The 19,309-nt window shown below is 44.7% G+C and carries 17 protein-coding genes; 9 read left to right on the forward strand and 8 right to left on the reverse strand.

The genetic code is table 11. The annotated features are described in order from the left end of the window. Positions 1-77 precede the first annotated feature (77 nt). The 3 genes from RH949_RS12205 (at position 78) to RH949_RS12215 (ending at position 2,453) form a co-directional block, all read left to right on the forward strand. Positions 78-1,328 (forward strand): RNA-guided endonuclease InsQ/TnpB family protein, encoded by a 1,251-nt coding sequence (locus RH949_RS12205; RefSeq protein WP_446353402.1) that lies wholly within the window; start codon positions 78-80, stop codon positions 1,326-1,328. 211 nt (positions 1,329-1,539) lie between these two features. Next, entirely contained in the window at positions 1,540-1,767 is a 228-nt protein-coding gene (locus RH949_RS12210) for a helix-turn-helix domain-containing protein (protein WP_006098625.1), read from the forward strand. 2 nt (positions 1,768-1,769) lie between these two features. Further along, a complete protein-coding gene (locus RH949_RS12215; RefSeq protein ID WP_044204812.1) occupies positions 1,770-2,453 on the forward strand; it encodes a hypothetical protein in 684 nt (227 codons plus the stop codon). Here RH949_RS12215 and RH949_RS12220 read toward each other — a convergent pair. Further along, positions 2,448-4,424 carry an N-6 DNA methylase gene (locus RH949_RS12220; RefSeq protein ID WP_446353404.1) on the reverse strand — a complete coding sequence of 659 codons (1,977 nt, stop codon included), beginning with the start codon at positions 4,422-4,424 and terminating at the stop codon, positions 2,448-2,450. The genes RH949_RS12215 and RH949_RS12220 overlap by 6 nt on opposite strands. Before the next feature lie 307 nt (positions 4,425-4,731). Then, entirely contained in the window at positions 4,732-5,799 is a 1,068-nt protein-coding gene (gene murG / locus RH949_RS12225; protein WP_446353406.1) for an undecaprenyldiphospho-muramoylpentapeptide beta-N-acetylglucosaminyltransferase, read from the reverse strand. Between murG and RH949_RS12230 the strand changes: the two genes are divergently transcribed. Beyond that, positions 5,789-6,871, forward strand: coding sequence for a YybH family protein (locus RH949_RS12230; RefSeq protein WP_446353408.1), 1,083 nt, complete (start codon positions 5,789-5,791; stop codon positions 6,869-6,871). The genes murG and RH949_RS12230 overlap by 11 nt on opposite strands. A gap of 222 nt (positions 6,872-7,093) precedes the next feature. Next, on the forward strand, positions 7,094-8,572 hold the full coding sequence (locus tag RH949_RS12235) for a CoA-acylating methylmalonate-semialdehyde dehydrogenase (protein WP_446353410.1): 1,479 nt from the start codon (positions 7,094-7,096) through the stop codon (positions 8,570-8,572). A gap of 513 nt (positions 8,573-9,085) precedes the next feature. On the opposite strand, the gene RH949_RS12240 is transcribed toward RH949_RS12235, so the two are convergent. Beyond that, positions 9,086-10,000, reverse strand: a complete 915-nt coding sequence (locus tag RH949_RS12240; RefSeq protein ID WP_446353412.1) for a hypothetical protein — start codon at positions 9,998-10,000, stop codon at positions 9,086-9,088. Positions 10,001-10,289: 289 nt separating this feature from the next. On the opposite strand from RH949_RS12240, the gene RH949_RS12245 reads away from it, so the two are divergent. Beyond that, complete coding sequence (locus RH949_RS12245) at positions 10,290-11,117, forward strand: hypothetical protein (RefSeq protein WP_446353413.1); 828 nt, start codon at positions 10,290-10,292, stop codon at positions 11,115-11,117. 134 nt (positions 11,118-11,251) lie between these two features. Continuing rightward, on the forward strand, positions 11,252-12,007 hold the full coding sequence (locus RH949_RS12250) for a histidine kinase (RefSeq protein WP_446353415.1): 756 nt from the start codon (positions 11,252-11,254) through the stop codon (positions 12,005-12,007). 191 nt (positions 12,008-12,198) lie between these two features. On the opposite strand, the gene RH949_RS12255 is transcribed toward RH949_RS12250, so the two are convergent. The 4 genes from RH949_RS12255 to RH949_RS12270 form a co-directional block, all read right to left on the reverse strand. Then, a complete protein-coding gene (locus RH949_RS12255) occupies positions 12,199-13,305 on the reverse strand; it encodes an alpha-hydroxy acid oxidase (protein ID WP_446353424.1) in 1,107 nt (368 codons plus the stop codon). Between the two features lie 87 nt (positions 13,306-13,392). Beyond that, complete coding sequence (locus RH949_RS12260; RefSeq protein ID WP_446353417.1) at positions 13,393-15,219, reverse strand: protein kinase domain-containing protein; 1,827 nt, start codon at positions 15,217-15,219, stop codon at positions 13,393-13,395. Between the two features lie 132 nt (positions 15,220-15,351). Continuing rightward, complete coding sequence (locus tag RH949_RS12265; RefSeq protein ID WP_446353426.1) at positions 15,352-15,795, reverse strand: retroviral-like aspartic protease family protein; 444 nt, start codon at positions 15,793-15,795, stop codon at positions 15,352-15,354. Positions 15,796-16,191: 396 nt separating this feature from the next. Beyond that, positions 16,192-16,590, reverse strand: coding sequence for a DoxX family protein (locus RH949_RS12270; protein ID WP_006098577.1), 399 nt, complete (start codon positions 16,588-16,590; stop codon positions 16,192-16,194). Between the two features lie 273 nt (positions 16,591-16,863). Between RH949_RS12270 and RH949_RS12275 the strand changes: the two genes are divergently transcribed. Beyond that, entirely contained in the window at positions 16,864-17,580 is a 717-nt protein-coding gene (locus tag RH949_RS12275) for a response regulator (RefSeq protein WP_446353419.1), read from the forward strand. An 85-nt stretch (positions 17,581-17,665) separates the two neighbouring features. Beyond that, positions 17,666-17,932 carry a hypothetical protein gene (locus tag RH949_RS12280; RefSeq protein WP_044204786.1) on the forward strand — a complete coding sequence of 89 codons (267 nt, stop codon included), beginning with the start codon at positions 17,666-17,668 and terminating at the stop codon, positions 17,930-17,932. Positions 17,933-18,132: 200 nt separating this feature from the next. Here RH949_RS12280 and RH949_RS12285 read toward each other — a convergent pair whose 3' ends face one another. Next, positions 18,133-18,936: a sulfite exporter TauE/SafE family protein gene (locus RH949_RS12285; RefSeq protein ID WP_446353421.1), complete on the reverse strand. Its 804-nt coding sequence runs from the start codon at positions 18,934-18,936 to the stop codon at positions 18,133-18,135. Positions 18,937-19,309: the final 373 nt, after the last annotated feature.

Here is a 19,309-nt window from a genome sequence, read left to right on the forward strand (position 1 = left end):
CTTTTAGCGACGGGAGGAAAGCCGCGCCTCCGGTTACCGTTTACAGTTTTTACAGGGAATGTGATAGAATGTGAGGCATGACTCAACGCGCCTACCGATACCGCTTTTACCCAACGCCGGAACAAGAACAACTCTTGCGCCGCACGTTGGGTTGTGTTCGGTTGGTCTACAACTTGGCGTTGCACACCCGAACTGAAGGCTGGTATGAAAGGCAAGAGCGGATTGACTACAAACAGACATCCGCTATGCTGACAGATTGGAAAAAGCAAGAAGACAAGCAATTTCTTAATGAAGTGAGCTGTGTACCATTGCAGCAGGGATTGAGGAACTTGCAAAAAGCGTTTACCAATTTCTGGGCAGGTCGTGCTAAATACCCCAACTTCAAAAAGAAGCGGAATGGTGGTAGTGCTGAGTTTACTCGTTCTGCCTTTAAGTGGAAGGATGGGCAATTGTGGTTGGCAAAATGTTGTGAACCTCTGCCAATTCGCTGGAGTCGTACCCTTCCAGAAAACTGTGAACCCTCTACGGTTACAGTAAGGTTGGATGCTTCTGGGCGATGGTTTGTCTCTGTGTTGGTTGACGCTTCGGCTCCGCTCAGCGTCAACACCGAGCGGAGCCGAGGTGTTGAGGAGCATACGGTCAAATCGCTTCCTCAACTTGATAAAGCGATTGGGATTGATGCAGGTATTACCTCCTTGATTGCAACCAGCGATGGGGAAAAGATTGTCAATCCCAAGCATTTTAAGCGGCTAAAACGCAAGTTGAGACAAGCTCAAAAAGCATTGTCTCGCCAGGTGAAAGGTTCAAATAATAGGGAAAAGGCAAGGCGGCAGGTTGCTCGAATCCATGCTCAAATTGCCGACGCCCGTAAAGATTTCCTTCACAAGCTAACGACTCGACTGGTACGTGAAAATCAAACGATTGTTGTCGAAGATTTAGCCGTGAAGAATATGATGAAAAACCATAAGTTGGCTCAAGCAATTGCTGACGCAAGCTGGAGTGAACTGGTTCGTCAATTGGAGTATAAGTGCCAGTGGTACGGTCGAATACTGGTTAAGATTGACCGATGGTTTCCCAGCTCTAAGCGCTGTGGACATTGTGGTCACGTTGTTGATAAATTGCCGCTTGATGTTAGGGAGTGGGATTGCCCGGAATGTGGAACCCACCATGACCGAGACATTAATGCCGCAAATAATATTCTCGCCGCAGGGCTTGCGGTGATAGTCTGTGGAGCGAACATAAGACCTGATGGGCATAAGTCCAAGGGGCAGTTGCGAAAAACCTCTCTCGCTAGTCGAAGGGGAAAGAAGCAGAAACCTAAATCGTGAGGTTTAGGAATCCCTCGTCTCCGGCGAGGGAGGATGTCAATAAAGAGCTATTTGTCGCCAGACATGACACTAAATGTTTAATGGGTGACATTTAACTGTTTAATGGACAATAACCAGTGAATTGCACACCCTCAAGCGCTACTTATAGTCTGTAGACTCTTAGTCATCACCACCCGATTATTAGCGTCAGCAATCCTTAGCAGAGGTAATGATGACACTTCGCGAAAAGTTTGGTGCTGATGTGAGGGCTAGGCGTGAAGAATTAGGCTTTTCCCAGGAGCAGCTAGCCGAGTTAGCGGGTATGCATCGAACTTACGTTGGAAGTATTGAAAGAGGTGAACGAAATATTTCCTTAGAAAATATAGTCAAGCTCTGCGAGGCTTTGCAAATCAAGCCCAGTTCTCTGATGGGTTCATTGGATGAATTCGTAAACCTCTAGATATGATTGAGTTCTGTTTGAAATCACTTAATAGCCGATCTAGGTTTGCGCCAATTGCTAATCATCGCTGTCATCGTGAAAAAGGACATGATGGAAAGTGCTTAGAATATCCCTATTTGAAAGACCTTCAAAAAAGATACAAAAAAATTGCCGATAAAATTAAGCGTGATTCAACTAATACGACAGGTGCATCATGGGCAAGCGATGATGCTGGACCAAATAGGATTTTACGCTGGGCTATGCTCCTATCTGATGAAGAATTACTGAACTATGAGTTAGACATGAGCAAACTTAGACCGGGTATTGTGGCTAAACTGAGAGAAAAAGCAGCCACTTATGAGGATTGTATGCAGGTTGCCATGAAATTAACATGGCTAGTTTATCAAATGCCCGATTCTCCCACACCTCCAGATGACATACAAAGATATTTAGAAAAAGTTTTTAAAGAAATGACTCCAGGTTCGACTAAGTGTGAAGTTTGCTTACTGCCTATTTCATTTAATTTATTCTCAACAGCACAAAGAGGGAAAGCTGCGATAGAAACATGCCACAAAAATCCAAGAGTTCACAATGCCGATAATGTAGGTTTTGCCCATAGAGAATGTAATATCGCTCAGGGAGCTAAGACTTTGGATGAATTCTACGCTTGGATTGAAGGCATTTTAGATAGAGCTAGGTGCTTATAGTTCTGGTTCGGGTGTGTGGAATTTTTGAAGTTCAGACAATATAGATGCCCTAGCTGAAAGGAGACGCTCAAAATTGCTGATCTCAGTGATCCACTCCTCTGTTTGAGTTGGAATGAATATTTGCAACTGCCCTAATCTTTTTCCAATGCTTCCCAGCGTTGATTGAATAAAGGTTAAACTCCTCATTTGCTGAAGTATCAAAGGCATGTTAAGGATATACAGTAGTTCATAACTGTTAAAGGGTGCTTGAGTCGTAACTGTAATAATTTTAAAGTGACTTTGAATAACACTTTTGATGTTATTGGAATGAAGAATTGCTGTACGTCCAATTCGGTATCTTCCGTCTACAACCAGCAATATGTCACCCGTTTTAAGTTTTTGGTACTTAGCGTATTTTTGAAAAATTTCCTCGCTAACAGCGTTAGTCGGATCTACAGAGACTTCCCAATTCGCAATGTCAGACGTTCTAATAAAGGGAATGTTGCCAGTTCCATAGGCTTGAGAGCCGACTTCATGCCCTTTCCTAATAGCAATATAGCCACTTTTAATAAGCTCATCAAAGGATGCCAAATCAGCCTGCATCTCAAAAGCTTTTTTTTGAATACTTTTACTTAAAGAAGCATCATAAAATCTTGGTACCCAATAATAGGGATTATTGACTTCACAATTCGACCAATATTTAGAACTATTGTTATCCTTGAATTCGTGAGCAATGGTAATAAAATCGTCGGGATATTTTTGTCCATTTTCTAGGGTTACCCGTCCTCGACGATCATGACCGCAATGCAAAGCGACTGCAATAGGAACTTTAATAGGATATCTAGTTTTATTGTGAGATTTATCCTTAAACTTTTGAAAAAAAAGAACATTGGTTTTTGTATCTGTCCCAGGTTGAAATGTTGTACGAGGGCAGTCCAGAAGAGCTGTGATAATACCCTCTTGATGAAGATAGTCCCAAATGTATCCAGTTTGCTTGTTACCGAAAACCCCTTCGGGTAATACGATTCCTAAAACTCCACCTGGCTTAAGGATTTTTACACATAATTCAATGAACAAAATTTGTGGATCTTGATTTTTACGAACTTTGTCACTTTTAATCCAAGAATTCTCAGTAGATGAAAAGTACCAGTGATGACCCAGATCATATTGTTCCAGAATACTTTCTCTAGTGACTCCAATTTTTGCCCCAAATGGAGGATTTGTTAAAACTACATCTGCATCAAATATTTTAGAGCTAAATCCAGAAGCAATTAAATGATTTATGTCGAGTGAATTCGTTGTAAATACTGAGTATTTATTGGGTGCAATAATTTCTAGAGTAGCTGTTGCAAGTCTTGAGATATCTTTATCCTTATCTAGACCAACTAACGAATAGTGATTATCTGGCAAGAGTGTTTCACCTGTAGTCTCGATCCAATAATTGTAACTTTCTGATAGGAAGCTGCCCGTGCCACAAGCCGGATCGACAACTTTACTATATGGCTTCGGGTCGGCAATGCTTACCATTGTTTTCACTAAGCTTCTAGGAGTAAAAAACTGCCCTTTATCTCCTCTCAGCTTTGGCCCGATAAGGGCTTGAAAAGCCTCACCAATAATATAGGAAGGCGACTCAACTAAATTAATATCTGATAAAACTTTGAAACTGCTTTTAATTGATGAATCTCCAAGACTAAATCTGTCAGATTCATCCATGGCGGATGGATAGTTCTTCCGAAGTTCTGGTAAAAGCAACTCGTTCGCTGTACCTTTACCCTCCATATAACTATCTAATATATTGGTAACGTTTCCTTTGTCAATTAGCAGTTTACAAAGAAGAATTTTTGATATGTCCTCAATGATACGTTCAGCACGGCTAGATGAGCTATTGGAATAGAGATGGTAGTAAAGCTTCTTAAAGGTCAAATAATAGCTATCTTTGTCAGAGTCGAAAGAGAAAAGCAAAATTTGCTCATATTTTACCGCTTTTGCCATTTGTACTACCTGCAACTCCCCAATGAACACTATGAGTATATTCGCACAATGTGTTGTATGCAAGCAATAGGCTGTGAAGCGTGCGGCATCAAGAAACTATACAGTGACGAATATGCTGTTGATCAGTAGTCGGATAAAAGTAAACGGTACGCTGATTAACTTTTGTAAAAGTACGCGATCGCTAAATTAAATATAGAACGATGAACCTCAAGCCATCCCCACCCACTCTCGATCGCCTCCTTGACTGCCTATTGCCTTTCCCCACCACAAGACTTATTCAGCAGCCCCTAATTATCTGAAATTTCCCTTATTTTTTCTCCACAAGCTGACGCATCAACGTGGCTAATTGTTCTGCACTATCCGTCACCGCTAACGATGCCGCTTTTTCTGCCATTTGCTGGAGAATTTCTGGAGATTTGAGCAAATAGGATACCTTACTTTCGAGTAATTCGGGACTGAGTTCAGATTGCGGAAAAACCAGAGCCGCCCCTTTTTGGGCAAAACTAGCCGCATTAAAGCTTTGGTGATCTTCTGCGGCGTAAGGATAAGGAATTAAAATAGCAGGGGTTCCGGTTATCGCCAGTTCGGTTAACGAACCTGCACCCGCCCGACTAATCGCTAAATTCGCCCGTTGCAATAGGGCAGCCATGTTGTTATAAAATGGCAGTCCAATATAGTGAGGATGCTCTAAGGTGGAAGCCTCTGGGTCTTTTTCTCCGGTTAAATGGACTATCCAAGCGCCCATTTCAAACCAACTCTTGGCGCATTGACGCACGAGTTGATTCACACTCACCGCCCCTTGGGAACCGCCAACCACGACAATTAACGGCACATCATCAGGAATCGGTAAGTCTAACGGCTGAGGCTTATAGAAATCAGCCCGAACAGGTGTACCCACGGTGACGGTTTGGGCTTTGGGTAAATACTTGGAGGCGGCGTCAAATCCGAGCGCCACCTGATCACAGAAGGGACTCAGCCAACGGGTGACTTTTCCGGGAATGGCGTTGGATTCATGTAAAATGACAGGCAATCCCTGTAACCGTGCTGCGATGATCGCAGGTCCGGCAATATAACCGCCTGTGGTAAACAGAGCATCAAATTGCTGAGTTTGGAGCAGTCGCTGCACCTGCCGGATGGAACCCACAAGACGCCCAAAAACGCGAACCGTATTGAGTCCCAAGGGTTTCTGAAAGCCTTCAACCGATATCGTGTGCAGGGGATAGTGTTGGGGAATCACCGCTTGTTCCACACGGTTCGGTACGCCCAGCCACTCAATTTGGTACTCTGGTAACTGTTGAGCTAACGCCAGCGCCGGAAATAAGTGTCCTCCTGTGCCACTGGCAGCAATCAATAAGCGAATTGGAGTGTCAGCCAAGGTCGTTGTTCCTCCTAAAGGCGACTCTTATGTCGAGTTAAAATCGAAAATTGGCAGTAAATTGGCGAATATACCATCTTATCTGTCCAATTGGAAGCCAATTTCTTTATATAAACTATTTCCTACGATGCCCCTAATGCACAATCCGGTCAATATGTTTCGTCGCGTTTCCCGTTCCTTGAGCGTACTTTTCACGGGATATAGAAAACCTCTCTCCAAACCTCTATCCTTCAAGGAGAGAGGCTTTGACTTCTCCCCAGGGTGTGAAAAGTCAGGTTCCTTGAGCGCGAAAACCAAGGCGTATTCCCTGAACGGGTCAATGATTTTGCTCTTCGCCCTGGGTTTAACCCTGGGATGGGCAACGGCAGCAAAAGCCGAAGATCCCGCAACCGCCCCACCTCAGCTTAAAGAACTCCTGGCGCAAATCGATGCAGCCGCAAATCGCCGAGATGTGGAGGGTGTGATGCAGTTCTATAGCCAGGATTTCAAACATTCTGACGGTTTGACTCACGCCCAGATGGAGGAAGCCCTGAAGCAACTGTGGGAACGCTATCCTCAATTGACGTATCGCACCGAGTTACAGTCTTGGGAAAATCAAGGGGATGGGATTGTGGCGGAGACAGTCACCACCGTAACCGGAACTCAGCCCAACAACGGTACAATGGTGAAACTCGAATCCATGTTGCGATCGCGCCAACGTTACGAAAATCAACAAATCGTCTCCTCGGAAATATTGGCAGAACGTTCCCAACTAACCTCTGGCGTCAATCCTCCCAACCTGCAAGTGATTTTACCAGAACAGGTGCGTATTGGTCAGTCGTTTAACTTTGATGCGATCGTCCAAGAACCCCTGGGAGATAATCTACTATTGGGAACAGCCTTAGAAGAACCGATTAATGGCGATCGCTACAGCCAACCCAGTGACTTGGAATTGGATTTACTATCCGCAGGCGGAATTTTTAAAGTAGGACGAGCGCCCTTAACACCCCAGGATCGCTGGATTTCAGCCGTTTTGATTCGCGGTGATGGGATGACGATGATTACTCGACGCTTAAATGTGGTTGATCGGTAATTTGTCTTATGTCATTTGTCATTTGTCATTCGTCATTTGTCATTCGTCATTCGTCATTTGTACAGTCGGGGCGGGCGCGAGTTACATCTTGGTGTAACCGAAAAGATAGTAGTGAAAGTGAGCCCCTACATAATCTCCCTTATCTCCCTCATCTTCCCCATCTCCCAGACGTAGCATGCTACGTCTCTACAACCCTAACTCCCCCATTTTGGAGAACTAACGGTGCATCTCAAAAATCTGTTACCGAACTATATCAATGGCAAATGGTGTCCCTCCAGCGCCACGGAATCGCTTCAGGTGGTTAATCCGGCTACGGTTGATGTTTTAGCCCAAGTCCCTTTATCGCCTCAAGATGATGTAGATACGGCGGTGGAGGCGGCGGCGGTTGCTTTCTCCGATTGGCGGCGGATTCCTCCACCAACCCGAGTCCAATATCTGTTTAAACTTAAGGTTTTATTAGACGAGAATTTGGACGAATTAGCCCAGACGATTACCCTGGAATGCGGTAAAACCCTAAAGGAATCAAAAGCTGAATTACGACGGGCAATTGAAAATGTGGAAGTCGCCTGTGGGATTCCGATGCTGATGCAGGGATACAACCTGGAAGATGTTGCCCGAGGGATTGATGAAATCATGATTCGTCAACCTGTGGGAGTCATCGCGATTATTGCGCCGTTCAATTTTCCAGGGATGATTCCCTTCTGGTTTCTACCTTATGCGATCGCCTGTGGGAATACCTGTATTGTTAAACCTTCGGAAAAAGTTCCGTTGACGATGCAAAAGGTGTTTGAGTTATTAGAAGCGACGGGATTACCGAAAGGGGTAGTCAATTTGGTGAATGGGGCAAAAACCGTCGTGGATGCGATTTTAGAACATCCCAAAATTCGCGCCATTAGTTTTGTCGGATCATCCCCGGTGGCACAGTATGTATACAGCAAAGGCGCTGCTCACGGTAAGCGGGTGCAATGTCAGGGTGGGGCGAAAAATCCCCTAATTGTTCTCCCGGATGCAGATATGGAAATGACGACTCGAATTGCTGCCGATAGTGCCTTTGGCTGTGCGGGACAACGGTGTCTGGCGGCGTCTGTGGCGGTTACTGTGGGGGAAGCACGGCATAGTTTTACCGATGCGATCGCGTCTGCGGCTCAAACTCGTGTCGTCGGCTATGGGTTGGATGAAGGGGTAGAAATGGGACCGGTGATTAGCCGTGACAGTCAAACCCGGATTGAGGGATTGATTCAACAGGGTGCTGATGAAGGTGCAAAGGTATTAGTAGACGGGCGCAAGGTGAAGATTTCCGGGTATGAGCAAGGGAATTTTATTCGACCCACAATTCTGGAAAATGTCAACCCCGACAGTTCTCTATCTCAAACGGAAATATTTGGTCCGGTGTTGAGTTTAATGCATCTGGACACCATTGAAGACGCGATCGCATTAGTCAACGGGGGTCAATGGGGAAATATGGCGTGTTTATTTACCACCAGTGGTGCTGCAGCGCGACAGTTTCGGTATGAAGCCGAAGCGGGAAATATTGGCATTAATATTGGCGTAGCCGCACCGATGGCATTCTTTCCCTTTAGTGGTTGGAAAAATAGTTTTTATGGCGATTTACATGGACAGGGGCGACAAGCTGTGGAGTTTTTTACTCAAACAAAAGTGGTGGTAGAACGCTGGTTTAAAGATTGGTCACGTCAGTTTTAAAGGAACCTTAAATTAATCATTATCGAACTCTATGTTAAACCGCCTTGGGTTTAAACCCAAGGCTAAAAGCTCAAGTCAGCTTTAGCTGACTGGGAGTTACAGCGCTCTTCTAGTTGATGTCTAGCTTTCTGTTGTTGGAGTTTTGCCCAAAGAATTTCGCGACCTGGTTTTGGCGGCATTGTGGCAACACGATCTGCATGTTCACGATTACGCTCCTGCCAATACCGTCGATTTTCTTCAGCCTGTTTCAGGACAATTTGATACTCGGTTTCAACTTCAAGGCGATTTGCTTCAATATAGGATAAGGCAGCGTTAATTTGCTCATCTGTCAGATGAAGTAGAGAGCAGATAAACTTTGGCGGATATTGAGCCGAGTAGCTAAAGTGTTGATTGCGTCAAAGCAGTTGGTGAATTGTAGGGGCAGGTTTAGGGACTAAATTCAGATATCTACCAATAAATGTTCAACAAAACCCGCCCTCTCCACTGGTTATCAATGCCTTGAAAAATAAGGGACTAAAACATTCCGTCAAAACCCAAAACCGATGAACCCATATTTTCATCATCGGTTCCTAATATAATTCCTCCGGCTGTACCCGGTACGAGTTCAATCGCTTCTACTTTGTGATAATTTAAACGATAAATAGGAACCAATGCCTGATTTTGACGAAATACGATAAGATTATCCTGTAAACTCAAACCACCCGCCACGTAAACGGCAGACTGGAAGGGTCCATCGTTACCCTTATCGGAAGCCGAGGTAATGTAAACAATTCCAGCCGAATCAACCTTGAGATCAGAAATATGGCGAACATTATCCACTGGAAACGGGACGGTTAAAGGGGCTGAACCTTGAGGCGTAATCTCATTAGTTTTCAAGTCCAAAAATCCCCAGTACAGGACTCCGGGTTCTTCATTGTTACCCCGATGCGCCCAAACTGCGAGCAGCTTATCCTCAATTTTTTGCAAAGCAAATCCTTCTAGGTTAGTTCCTTCCGGCAAATTGGGCAAATTAAATACATTTACAACAGACACATTCTGAGAATTGCCATTGAGCCGGAAATGATAGACTGTTCCCGAACTGGTTAACGCCATAAATGTGGGTTCTGATTGTCCAGGAACAGCCGTGAGTGCTTCTAAATCTACAGGTAAAGGTTGTTTTGACCAGTTGATTGGACTATATTCAGGGGCTTGTTCGCCTGTAATCCTGATCATCGCCAGACGCCCTTCCCCTACCCCTTTATTGTCATGAACAATTAGAAACGAAGTGGAATCCTCTTGCTGTTCGAGGAGTACCATGCCACTAATCCCAAACAGGATACTACCACGCACAGGACGCCAGGGTTGTGCCTGAACGGGTTGGGCAAATGACGCAACCGTTAGGGTAACGCCTAAAATGACAGTTAGAGCTAGGGTGTTAAGTGCTTGCATTCCGATCATTATGGCAGAAATCAATGACACCCTCAATTTACCCCTGTGTCTATCCGGAAAAAGGAGTAACCGCTCAAGCTTCCGGAATAATCTGCAATTAGTCAGAGGGGAAAAGTCACTCTCTTGATAGATTCACAAAGGGCTGTTTAGAGCGAATGTAGATTAGTGCAATAAGTAAAACGCTAAAACTAACGTTTTACAACGCCTCCATCTAACCGTCAACAAGTTAGATGGTTGGGTTTGTTGCGATGATAAGCAGCGATTTTCGTTCTAGAAATAGGAATAATACATGTTGAATCAAGGAGACTCCGTCCCCTTATGGACTAAACGAACAGGGACTTACTTAGGCGCGATCGCATTCGCTCTAGTCGCTTTGCTGCTTCCTGGCTGCACGACGGGTAACGAGGAAATTCAAGAAGGAAAAACTAACGTTACCACCGAGGAGGTTGCTGAAAATACCGAAGACATCATCGGGAAACAGGTCACAATTAGAAACACAGTCGAACAAAAAGTGGGTGACTTTGGCTATGTCGTGCAGGCGGAGGAGTTGGGCGGTGAATCTATTCTAATCCTGGATGTTACAGAATCTTCCTTCCAGCTTCCAGAGGATCAAGAGATGCCGATTCAAGTAACGGGTGAAGTCGTGCAATTGGTGATTGCCGATATCGAAACCGAATACGGTGTAGAGTTAGGTGACGAATATATTGAGTATGAAGACAAACCCGCTATTATCGCTGAATCCCTCGCCCTTGCACCGACTCCTCAAGACTTAGCGGAAGCACCTGCAGGCTATTTCGACAAAGTTATTGCTGTCGAGGGTGATGTTAGAGATATTTACTCTCCCAGTTCAATCTCTCTATTTGAAGATGGTTGGGTAGATGATATCGGCGTTTTAGTGATTGGTGTCAATCGCAATCTTAAAGCTGAGGATAGCGTTGTTCAAGAAGGCGAAAGAGTCACCGTGACAGGTGTAGCGCGTCAGTTTGACCCGAAGCTGTTGCAGGATTCTGACCTCGGTTGGGACGCAGAAAAGATTAAGGAGTTTGGGTCTAGATATACAGACAGACCCGTTATCGTAGCCGAAGATATTTTTCCTTCTGCTGTCGATAACAAATAATAAGTTTGTTCTGAAGGATGAAGTGTGACATTAGTTTATCTACCTTTGCCTTCATGGGGACGGCTTTTAGTCAAAACCAAAACAAAGGGCTGAATCAAGCCTAACGTTGTTTAATTTATTCAAAGGAAACAGTAATGTTAGAAAAAGAAAAGTTTGTACCCGAAACCCGCGACTACAAACGTGTTGTTGGTATTTTCCCCAAGCGCGAAGATCTGCAAGATACGATTCAGGCGCTCAAGGATGCGAATTTTGATATGGAGAGAGTCTCTCTCCTAGCACGGAATATCGAAGATGTGGAAGGTGCCAAGGAAATTACCGAAAGACAGGGGAATGAAGCCAAAGAAGGAGCCGGTATAGGTGCGACTACGGGTACTCTTCTTGGTGGTGTCGGTGGCTTCTTGATTGGTGTCGGTGTACTGGCGATTCCTGGTGTTGGTCCAATCCTCGCCGCCGGAGCCGAGATAGGGGCGTTAGGATCAACCTTAGCCGGAGCCGGAGTTGGTGCAGCAGCAGGCGGTATTATTGGCGCTTTGATTGGTCTGGGTATTCCGGAAGAAAAAGCCAAGGTGTACAATGAGCGCGTCAAAGCTGGCGACTATTTGTTGATGGTCAGGGGAAGTGAAGAGAAAGTAGAACATGCTGCCTCAATTATGCGCGATCGCCATGCGGAAGAATTGGAAATCTTTGAGGCACCTGAACAGGTTGAACATGAGCATGAAGAAAACGTTCACCTGAAAGAAAAACATGTAGAAACACATGTAGAACAAAAGCCTGTGTCAACGGCTAAGCAGCCAAGAACAAATCATCGAGAAGTTGTTCAAGCTCATGATCTAGAAGGCGATAAAGATCCAGAAGTCGTTATCGTTGATAAGCGCAAAAAAGTTCGATAAGTTGGCTCAATAGTCTTACCAACCTAACCCCCAACCCCTTCCCTACCAGGGAAGGGGAATAACTTTGTCTGTTGACATCCTCCCTGGCGTGAACGCACAGGGATTCCTCACCACGCCACCTTTTTAGGGGTGGTCGCTGAATGGGGGTCATGCATTTAAATTGGGTATAGGTAGTGAGCAAGATGCTCACACTACAAGGATTGCGTGAGTAAACTTTGATCAATATCCTGTACCTTGGCACAACCACTCAATGCCATTGCCACATCCAACTCATCCCGCAACAATTCCAAGACATGCTGTACGCCCGCTTCTCCCGCCACGGCTAATCCCCACAATACCGGACGCCCCACTAACACCGCTTTCGCCCCTAATGCTAAGGCTTTGAGGACATCTGTGCCACGGCGAATCCCTCCATCCATGAGGACATCAACCTTATCGCCGACAGCCGCGACAACATCAGGAAGCGCATCAATTGACGCGATCGCACTATCCAATTGTCTACCGCCATGATTGGAGACAATCACGGCTTTTGCCCCATGTTCCACCGCCCGCAGTGCATCATCCCCCCGTAAAACTCCTTTAACAATAATTGGTAGTTTTGTCAAGGACTGCAACCATTCCAAATCCTGCCATGTCAAGCTGGGGTCAAGCTGTTGGACAAAATAGGCAAATAACCCGGATTCGCCGACTGTTTCCGGAATATCGCGATGGACTAAATTTGCCAACTGCATCCCCAGGGGTAAGGTAAACTGATTGCGTTTATCCTTTTCTCGACACCCTAAAACAGGCGCATCGACGGTGAGACAGAGGGCGCTATACCCGGCGGCTTCCGCCCGTTCAACTAAGTTTTGAGTCAAAGCGCGATCGCGATGCACATAGAGTTGAAACCATAATGGAGAATGACTATCTGTCTGAGAGTCTGACTGTATCTGTTTGGATGTCAATGCCACCTCTTCTAACGGTTGAGTGGACATGGTACTCAATACCATCGCTGAACCCACGTTAGCCGCTACCTTTGCTGTCACGATTTCCCCTTCTGGATGGGCTAAACATTGAAATGCCGTCGGCGCAATTAGAATGGGTAGGGAGAGAGATTGCCCTAAAACCGTTGTACTTAAATCTCGCTGACTGACATCAACTAACATGCGGGGAAGAAGTTTGAATTTCTCAAACGCTGTCCGATTATCGCGTAAGGTTACTTCATCCCAAGCGCCACTGGCGTAATAATCTAGCGCCATGCGAGATAACTGCTGATGGGCTAATGATTCGTACTCGAAAAGGTTGATGGGTTGAGTCATATTATAAGGGAACAGGTAGATGAGGAACACCTCGACTTCGCTCGGTGTGTCAGATAGGGGAGATTATGTAGGGGCGGGTTTCACTACTTACCAAACACGCCAAATTTTAATCGTTTTATCACAACTCCCACTTGCCAAAGTTTGTCCATCGGGGCTAAATGCCACAACTTGAACGATGTCCGTATGTCCTTCGAGAGTACAGCATTCTTGTCCAGTCGCAACATCCCAAATCCTAATCCTGTTATCACCACCGCAACTGGCGAGGAGACGCCCATCGGGACTAAAGACGAGGGAACGCACTTGGGGAAAATTCCCTTGAATTAGGGCGGTTTGAGTCAGAGTGCGAATATCCCATAACCGAATCGTCGCGTCTGAACTGCCACTAGCTAGAATCATACTATCAGGACTAAACGCGATCGCATCAACGGAATTGATATGTCCGGCTAGAGTCCCCAGCCTTTGCCAGTGGGGAACATACCACAGTTTAATGGTTCGATACCCACTTCCACTCGCCAAGATTTGTCCATCGGGACTAAAGGCGACACAATTAAATCCACTGGAGCGACTCGATAAAACCTGTATCGTTTTCAACGTTTGACTCTGACAAATCCGAATTTTGTTATCTCTACCGCAACTTACCAAAAGACGTTTCTTCGGGTTAAATGCGACTGAATCAACGCCACCGTTATGACTTTTGACACTAACCCGTTGTTTCCCAGTTTTTACCTGCCATAATCTGAGGGTTTCATCCCGACTTCCACTGACTAGATATTTTCCATCCGGGCTAAATGCCAGACAAGTTATCTCCTTACTATGGTTCCCAGAAAACCAGCCACCAAATGTACGAATTTCCCATGCCATACTCACTTGCCACAGTTTAATGGTTTTATCAACACTACCACTCGCCAGACTTTTTTTATCGGGGCTGAAGGTTATAGTGGAGATTCTATCCGAATGACCCCGAATTGTATTGATAAGCGAAGCATTAACGTTTAGGGGTTGCGATGAAATAGTTGGTTGAATCGTTACCTTATTTGTTCCCAAGTGATGGAAATATTGGAGAACTTGCTCAACTGATTGATGTCGCTGTTTCATCACCGGATCAATCATTTTGTCCAGCAGTCCAGCCAAGTTATGACTAATTGGATTATTGACTAAATACTGTCGCCAGATAAACCCACTTTCTAGCGGTTCATATAAATCAAAGGGCTGCATCTGGGTTAACAAGTGAATGCAAGTAACGCCCAAACTATAGATATCGCTAGCAAAGACAGCTTTACCAAAGGTTTGTTCAGGTGCAGCATATCCAGCAGAACCAATGGTTGTCCCGGTTTTTGCTAATATTGTCCAAGTAGCATATTTCGCCGCCCCAAAATCGACGAGAACTAATTTATTATCGCGACGCCGCCGGATAATATTCTCAGGTTTAATATCTCGATGAATGACATTACCTTGATGAATAAATTGCAGTACGGGAAGTAAATCACTCAGCAGAGAGCAAATCTGCTTTTCAGAAAAAGCACCGAGTTGGGATAACTCTTGATTCAGATTCTGTCCATCGATGAATTCCTGGACAATGTACTGACAAGTATCTTGCTCAAAATAGGCTAAAAATGCCGGGATTTGGGGATGGTTGCCTAATTCTTTTAAGCGTTCTGCTTCTTGATGAAATAATTGGGCAGCTTTCGGGGAATTGTTTTGTCCTTGGGGATAAAATTGTTTGATGGCGCAGTAAGGTTTTGAGGGTTGGGATTCATCCTCGGCTAACAGGGTTCTACCCAATCCTCCAGCACCTAGAAGCCGAAGCGGACGATATCGTTCTGCTAGGATAAGTTTTGTGCCACAGGTTTGGCAAAATTTTTGAGTTGTTGAGTTTTCAGGGTTGGGGCAGTTTGGATTAATACAGTAGCTCAAGGGTATAAAGGTTTGTCATTGGTCATTTGTCATTGGTCATTGGTCAAGGTTTTAGAATCCTTAAGTAGGTTGGGTTGAGCGAAGTCGAAACCCAACTGATGTTTTCCAGCTTCTTCCATTAATTATAGATTCCTACAAAATCGTCAAATAGGTATCTGTTGGACTGATGGGTAACGGCTTCAAGGTTTGATTTTGCACATCTATATCTAACCCCAATGCTTCCAACGGTATCACGCCCAAAAGCGCGTCTGCACCACCAGGTAATTCCAAACACTCAAAGGTTCCTTCTCTACCAAAGATAGATAGGGTAGCATCTCGAAAAATTCGGGCTTTGCCAATACCCATGGCTGTCGCGACATCAACTTCTTTGAGGATTTTTAGTCCCAGTGAAGCAATTGCATCAGATGGCAAACACAAAGTCGTAGCTCCTGTGTCTACCAATACATTTTCCAGCGTGAGTGACCGAATTTGTTCAGGTGAAATTGTTCCATCTTCTGCCCGAATTTGGTCAGCTCGGTTAATAATTGTCAATTGGGTGAAAACTTTTCCCATTGTGTTTTGGCTTTGAATTGACATAATTGTATCCTCCTGAAAAATTGGAGAGATTTCCTCCATACATTGTAATAAATATTGAAGTGCGATCGCGGATTTTTTCTCATCAGTTAATAACCGATAATTTGTCATACATTTAAATTTGGTATGAGTAGCGATAAATTCGGTATGAGTAGCGAGCAAGATGCAAAGCCTGCGGCATGGCTTCGCTTAACGCACTACAAGGGAGCATCCCAATTTGGCACGTTGGCTCTTTGAATGGGGCTGAAACCCTTGCAATTGCGTTATTTGAGGTAATGCTTTGTCCAAAACGGGATGCTCCCCACTACAAGGAATTCGCTATTATTTTATTAAGGTTGAAATGCTGAACAGGTTGCACCTCCTTTCTATTCCCCAGCTTATGCTAATCAAATGACCAAGCTATTTCGCCGACTGCATAGAAGAGGATTCGCTGCGCTCATCCAAACTAATCTCACCTGCACCAAATGCAACAACCATTAATAGTCCGCCCATTAAGCCTAAATTCTTGAAAAAGGCATTTTCTTCTTCAGGAAACTGGGTGTGAAAAATTAAGGTAGCGGGAATTAAAAAGCCAATCAATAATAAAGCTCCCCAACGGGCTTTGTAACCGAATAAAACTGAGAGTCCGCCACCCACTAATATAATAATCGTAGGAATGAGAACGATACCCGCCAAAGGAATTCCGCTAGCAGCCATATACTCTTGAGTGCCAGCGAAACCGAAAATTTTACTAATCCCTGACTTGATAAAAATAACGGAGAGAAAAATCCGAGCAACTAAAGGGAGGTACTTTTGCATAGCGGTTCCTGTGTTGATGGATAACTGTTCTACTCTTCAGGGTACAAGGTTCTGGAAGTCTAGAGACGCCTAGCCTAAGGGTAGCAGTTACGGGAGTGCGATCGCGCTTTAGCTTCCAGGGTACGCTAAGATGCATGGCAATGCCTGATTTCCCCTTAGACACCCAAACCCTCGACATATCGTAGGGTGGGTTGAGCGAAGTCGAAATCCACCAGCCCTCAGTCAGCACCATTCATCCTCAGATAAGTACCTGGACATAAATTCTGATTGATAATGAGTAAAATTAGAGTCGTTTTAATTGAAGACCATGAACTCACTCGCATAGGCTTCCGAACCGCTTTACAAGAGAGTCATGAGATTGAATTGGTAGGTGAAGCTGCTAATGGTGCTGATGGGTTAACGTTACTGGAAAGGGTTCAACCAGATATTGGAATTGTTGACATTGGACTTCCTGACATGGATGGCATCGAGTTAACTCGACGCTTTCAAAATATTAACGATAATCATCCAGGTTGTTCGACAAAAATTTTAATATTAACTTTAGAGGAAAATGAAGCAGTGGTCATGGCGGCATTAGCAGCCGGAGCGAGTTCCTATTGCATGAAAACGATTGATTTTGAGCAGCTATTAAATGCGATTAAACTGACTAATAGAGGCGATGTTTGGCTTGATCCCGGAATTGCTAAAATTGTTCTAAAACATAGTAGTTTAACTCAGACTCAACCTGAGATAGCACCCACCCAAGAACCAGTACCGATTCAGAATTATATTAGCGAACCCAGTCAACTGATAGCGGCTTGTCCTTTAACTGAACAGGAGTTAGCGGTTTTGCAGTTCATTATTGAAGGGTATGATAATGAGGTAATTGCTAAACGGTTAGATATTCCAGCGGGAACAGTTCAACACTATGTCCAAAATGTTTTGGATAAACTGCGTGGTGATGATCGTACTCAATCAGCAGTTCAGGCGTTTCGTTCTGGATTAATTTAAGTTCTCAGCAAGATCCCAGTCTGGGATCTGTCTGTATACTCTGTAAGGTTAGAATTGAGCCTATATAATGCATTCTGATTCAAGTATGGCAAAGCAGAAACAACCCCTCACCGGAAAAGCACTGATCAAAGAAGTCTGTCGGCGGATTCGGGTTGCCCGTAGCTACTGGGATGCTCACAATAATCCTGCCTGTCGCCGAGAACGCGATCGCGCTTTAGCACTTTATAATACCCTGACCAAAGAACAAAAAGAACAGATCCCCCAAGTATTGCGAGTGTGGCTTCGCTACCGCAGTGAAAAATATTTCGGCGCACACCGAACACCGCCCAAATCGAAACGAAAGTCAAAATAATACCCTTGATCCAGATTTCTCAAAAAAAGAGAGAAAACAACCCGTAGTCCTGGCGGGAAAAATTACACTTAATCGTCTGGAACATTGTCCAGAAACATTAACCAATCGAGTGGAGAGCAGATATCATCGAATTGGACACGAGGCAGAATAGCCGACTTATACAAATGACCATGGAAACCCAGAAGAAAGCCCGTGCCAATTCAGCTATAACTTTGCCATGCCTGCCAGAAAAAGTAAATGGCTAAGATAGCCAGTAATGCACTAAATGCTAAACTGACTACCTGATCTGGTAATTTAGGCAAAAAACGGGTACTAATTTGCACTCCTAATAACCCCCCTGTACCCAGAAGTAATCCCTCAATCCATAACACATTCCCTTGTACAGCATGACCAACACAAGCCGAAATTGCGGTAATCACAATCACCCCTAGACTCGTCTGAATTGCCGTTTTAATGCTCTCTCCCAAGAGTAAAATTTGCAAGGGAACTAGAATCACACCGCCACCCACACCAAATACACCAGCGAGTAAGCCTGCGGTACTTCCTGTGCCAATTCTGGCTAATGCTGCTTGACTTTTTGAGGGCGGAATTTGTCGGGGAGTTACTGTTTCGAGAGAGTCTTGCTTTTCTCTAGCTTTCAAGCGTTTGCGGAGTCGAACTAAGTAAATATTAATTAGGAGTAATAGTCCAAATGCCGCTTTTAACCAGTAGTCGGCAAATAATTCTGTCAAATAAGCGCCAATTGGCGCTGTTATAATAGCTGGAAAGCCAATGGCAATGATGCGTTTAAAATCTATGTTACCCAGCCGCCAATTCTGCACCGTACCCGAAATCGCTGTAATAACGATTGACAGGGTACTTGTGGCAACGGCTTGTTGATAGTCATATCCTAAGGTTACTAATAAAGGTACAAGAACTGTACCGCCACCGATTCCCAAAAAGCCGGCTAGGATTCCGGCGAATAAGCCAGCCGATGCGAAAATTAATAACTGGGTCGGTGTCATTGGTTATTGGTTTTATGTCATTTGTCTGGTGCGTTAGCGTAAGCTGTTCGGCATTTAAACCTTAATGTCAAGAATGGCAAAATCCTTGTAGTGCGAGCATCTTGCTCGCTGCTAATACCCAATTTAAATGCATGACAGCTTAGCGTAACGCACCCTACGGCTTCTACAGGCTTCGTAGTGAGGGAACTTTAGCCCTCTCCGGCTAGGCGTTGAAGCACTAAAGTGCTCACTACAAACCAATTTACTTCTTGTGATTACAGGCTTCGTAGTGAGGGAACTTTAGCCCTCTCCGGCTAGGCGTTGAAGCACTAAAGTGCTCACTACAAACCAATTTACTTCTTGTGATTACAGGCTTCGTAGTGAGGGAACTTTA

It is taken from the genome of Coleofasciculus sp. A1-SPW-01 (assembly GCF_040217205.1).
In the GTDB taxonomy this organism is placed as follows: Bacteria; Cyanobacteriota; Cyanobacteriia; order Cyanobacteriales; family Coleofasciculaceae; genus Coleofasciculus; species Coleofasciculus chthonoplastes_A.

Coding starts and splice junctions, on each gene's coding strand:
- RH949_RS12210 (WP_006098625.1), top strand. CDS start 1,540: ATGACACTTCGCGAAAAGTTTGGTGCTGATGTGAGGGCTAGGCGTGAA.
- RH949_RS12265 (WP_446353426.1), bottom strand. CDS start 15,795: ATGTCAATTCAAAGCCAAAACACAATGGGAAAAGTTTTCACCCAATTG.
- RH949_RS12220 (WP_446353404.1), bottom strand. CDS start 4,424: ATGGCAAAAGCGGTAAAATATGAGCAAATTTTGCTTTTCTCTTTCGAC.
- RH949_RS12280 (WP_044204786.1), top strand. CDS start 17,666: ATGGCAAAGCAGAAACAACCCCTCACCGGAAAAGCACTGATCAAAGAA.
- RH949_RS12275 (WP_446353419.1), top strand. CDS start 16,864: ATGAGTAAAATTAGAGTCGTTTTAATTGAAGACCATGAACTCACTCGC.
- RH949_RS12270 (WP_006098577.1), bottom strand. CDS start 16,590: ATGCAAAAGTACCTCCCTTTAGTTGCTCGGATTTTTCTCTCCGTTATT.
- RH949_RS12285 (WP_446353421.1), bottom strand. CDS start 18,936: ATGACACCGACCCAGTTATTAATTTTCGCATCGGCTGGCTTATTCGCC.
- RH949_RS12205 (WP_446353402.1), top strand. CDS start 78: ATGACTCAACGCGCCTACCGATACCGCTTTTACCCAACGCCGGAACAA.
- RH949_RS12245 (WP_446353413.1), top strand. CDS start 10,290: ATGTTGAATCAAGGAGACTCCGTCCCCTTATGGACTAAACGAACAGGG.
- RH949_RS12255 (WP_446353424.1), bottom strand. CDS start 13,305: ATGACTCAACCCATCAACCTTTTCGAGTACGAATCATTAGCCCATCAG.
- RH949_RS12240 (WP_446353412.1), bottom strand. CDS start 10,000: ATGCAAGCACTTAACACCCTAGCTCTAACTGTCATTTTAGGCGTTACC.
- RH949_RS12250 (WP_446353415.1), top strand. CDS start 11,252: ATGTTAGAAAAAGAAAAGTTTGTACCCGAAACCCGCGACTACAAACGT.
- RH949_RS12215 (WP_044204812.1), top strand. CDS start 1,770: ATGATTGAGTTCTGTTTGAAATCACTTAATAGCCGATCTAGGTTTGCG.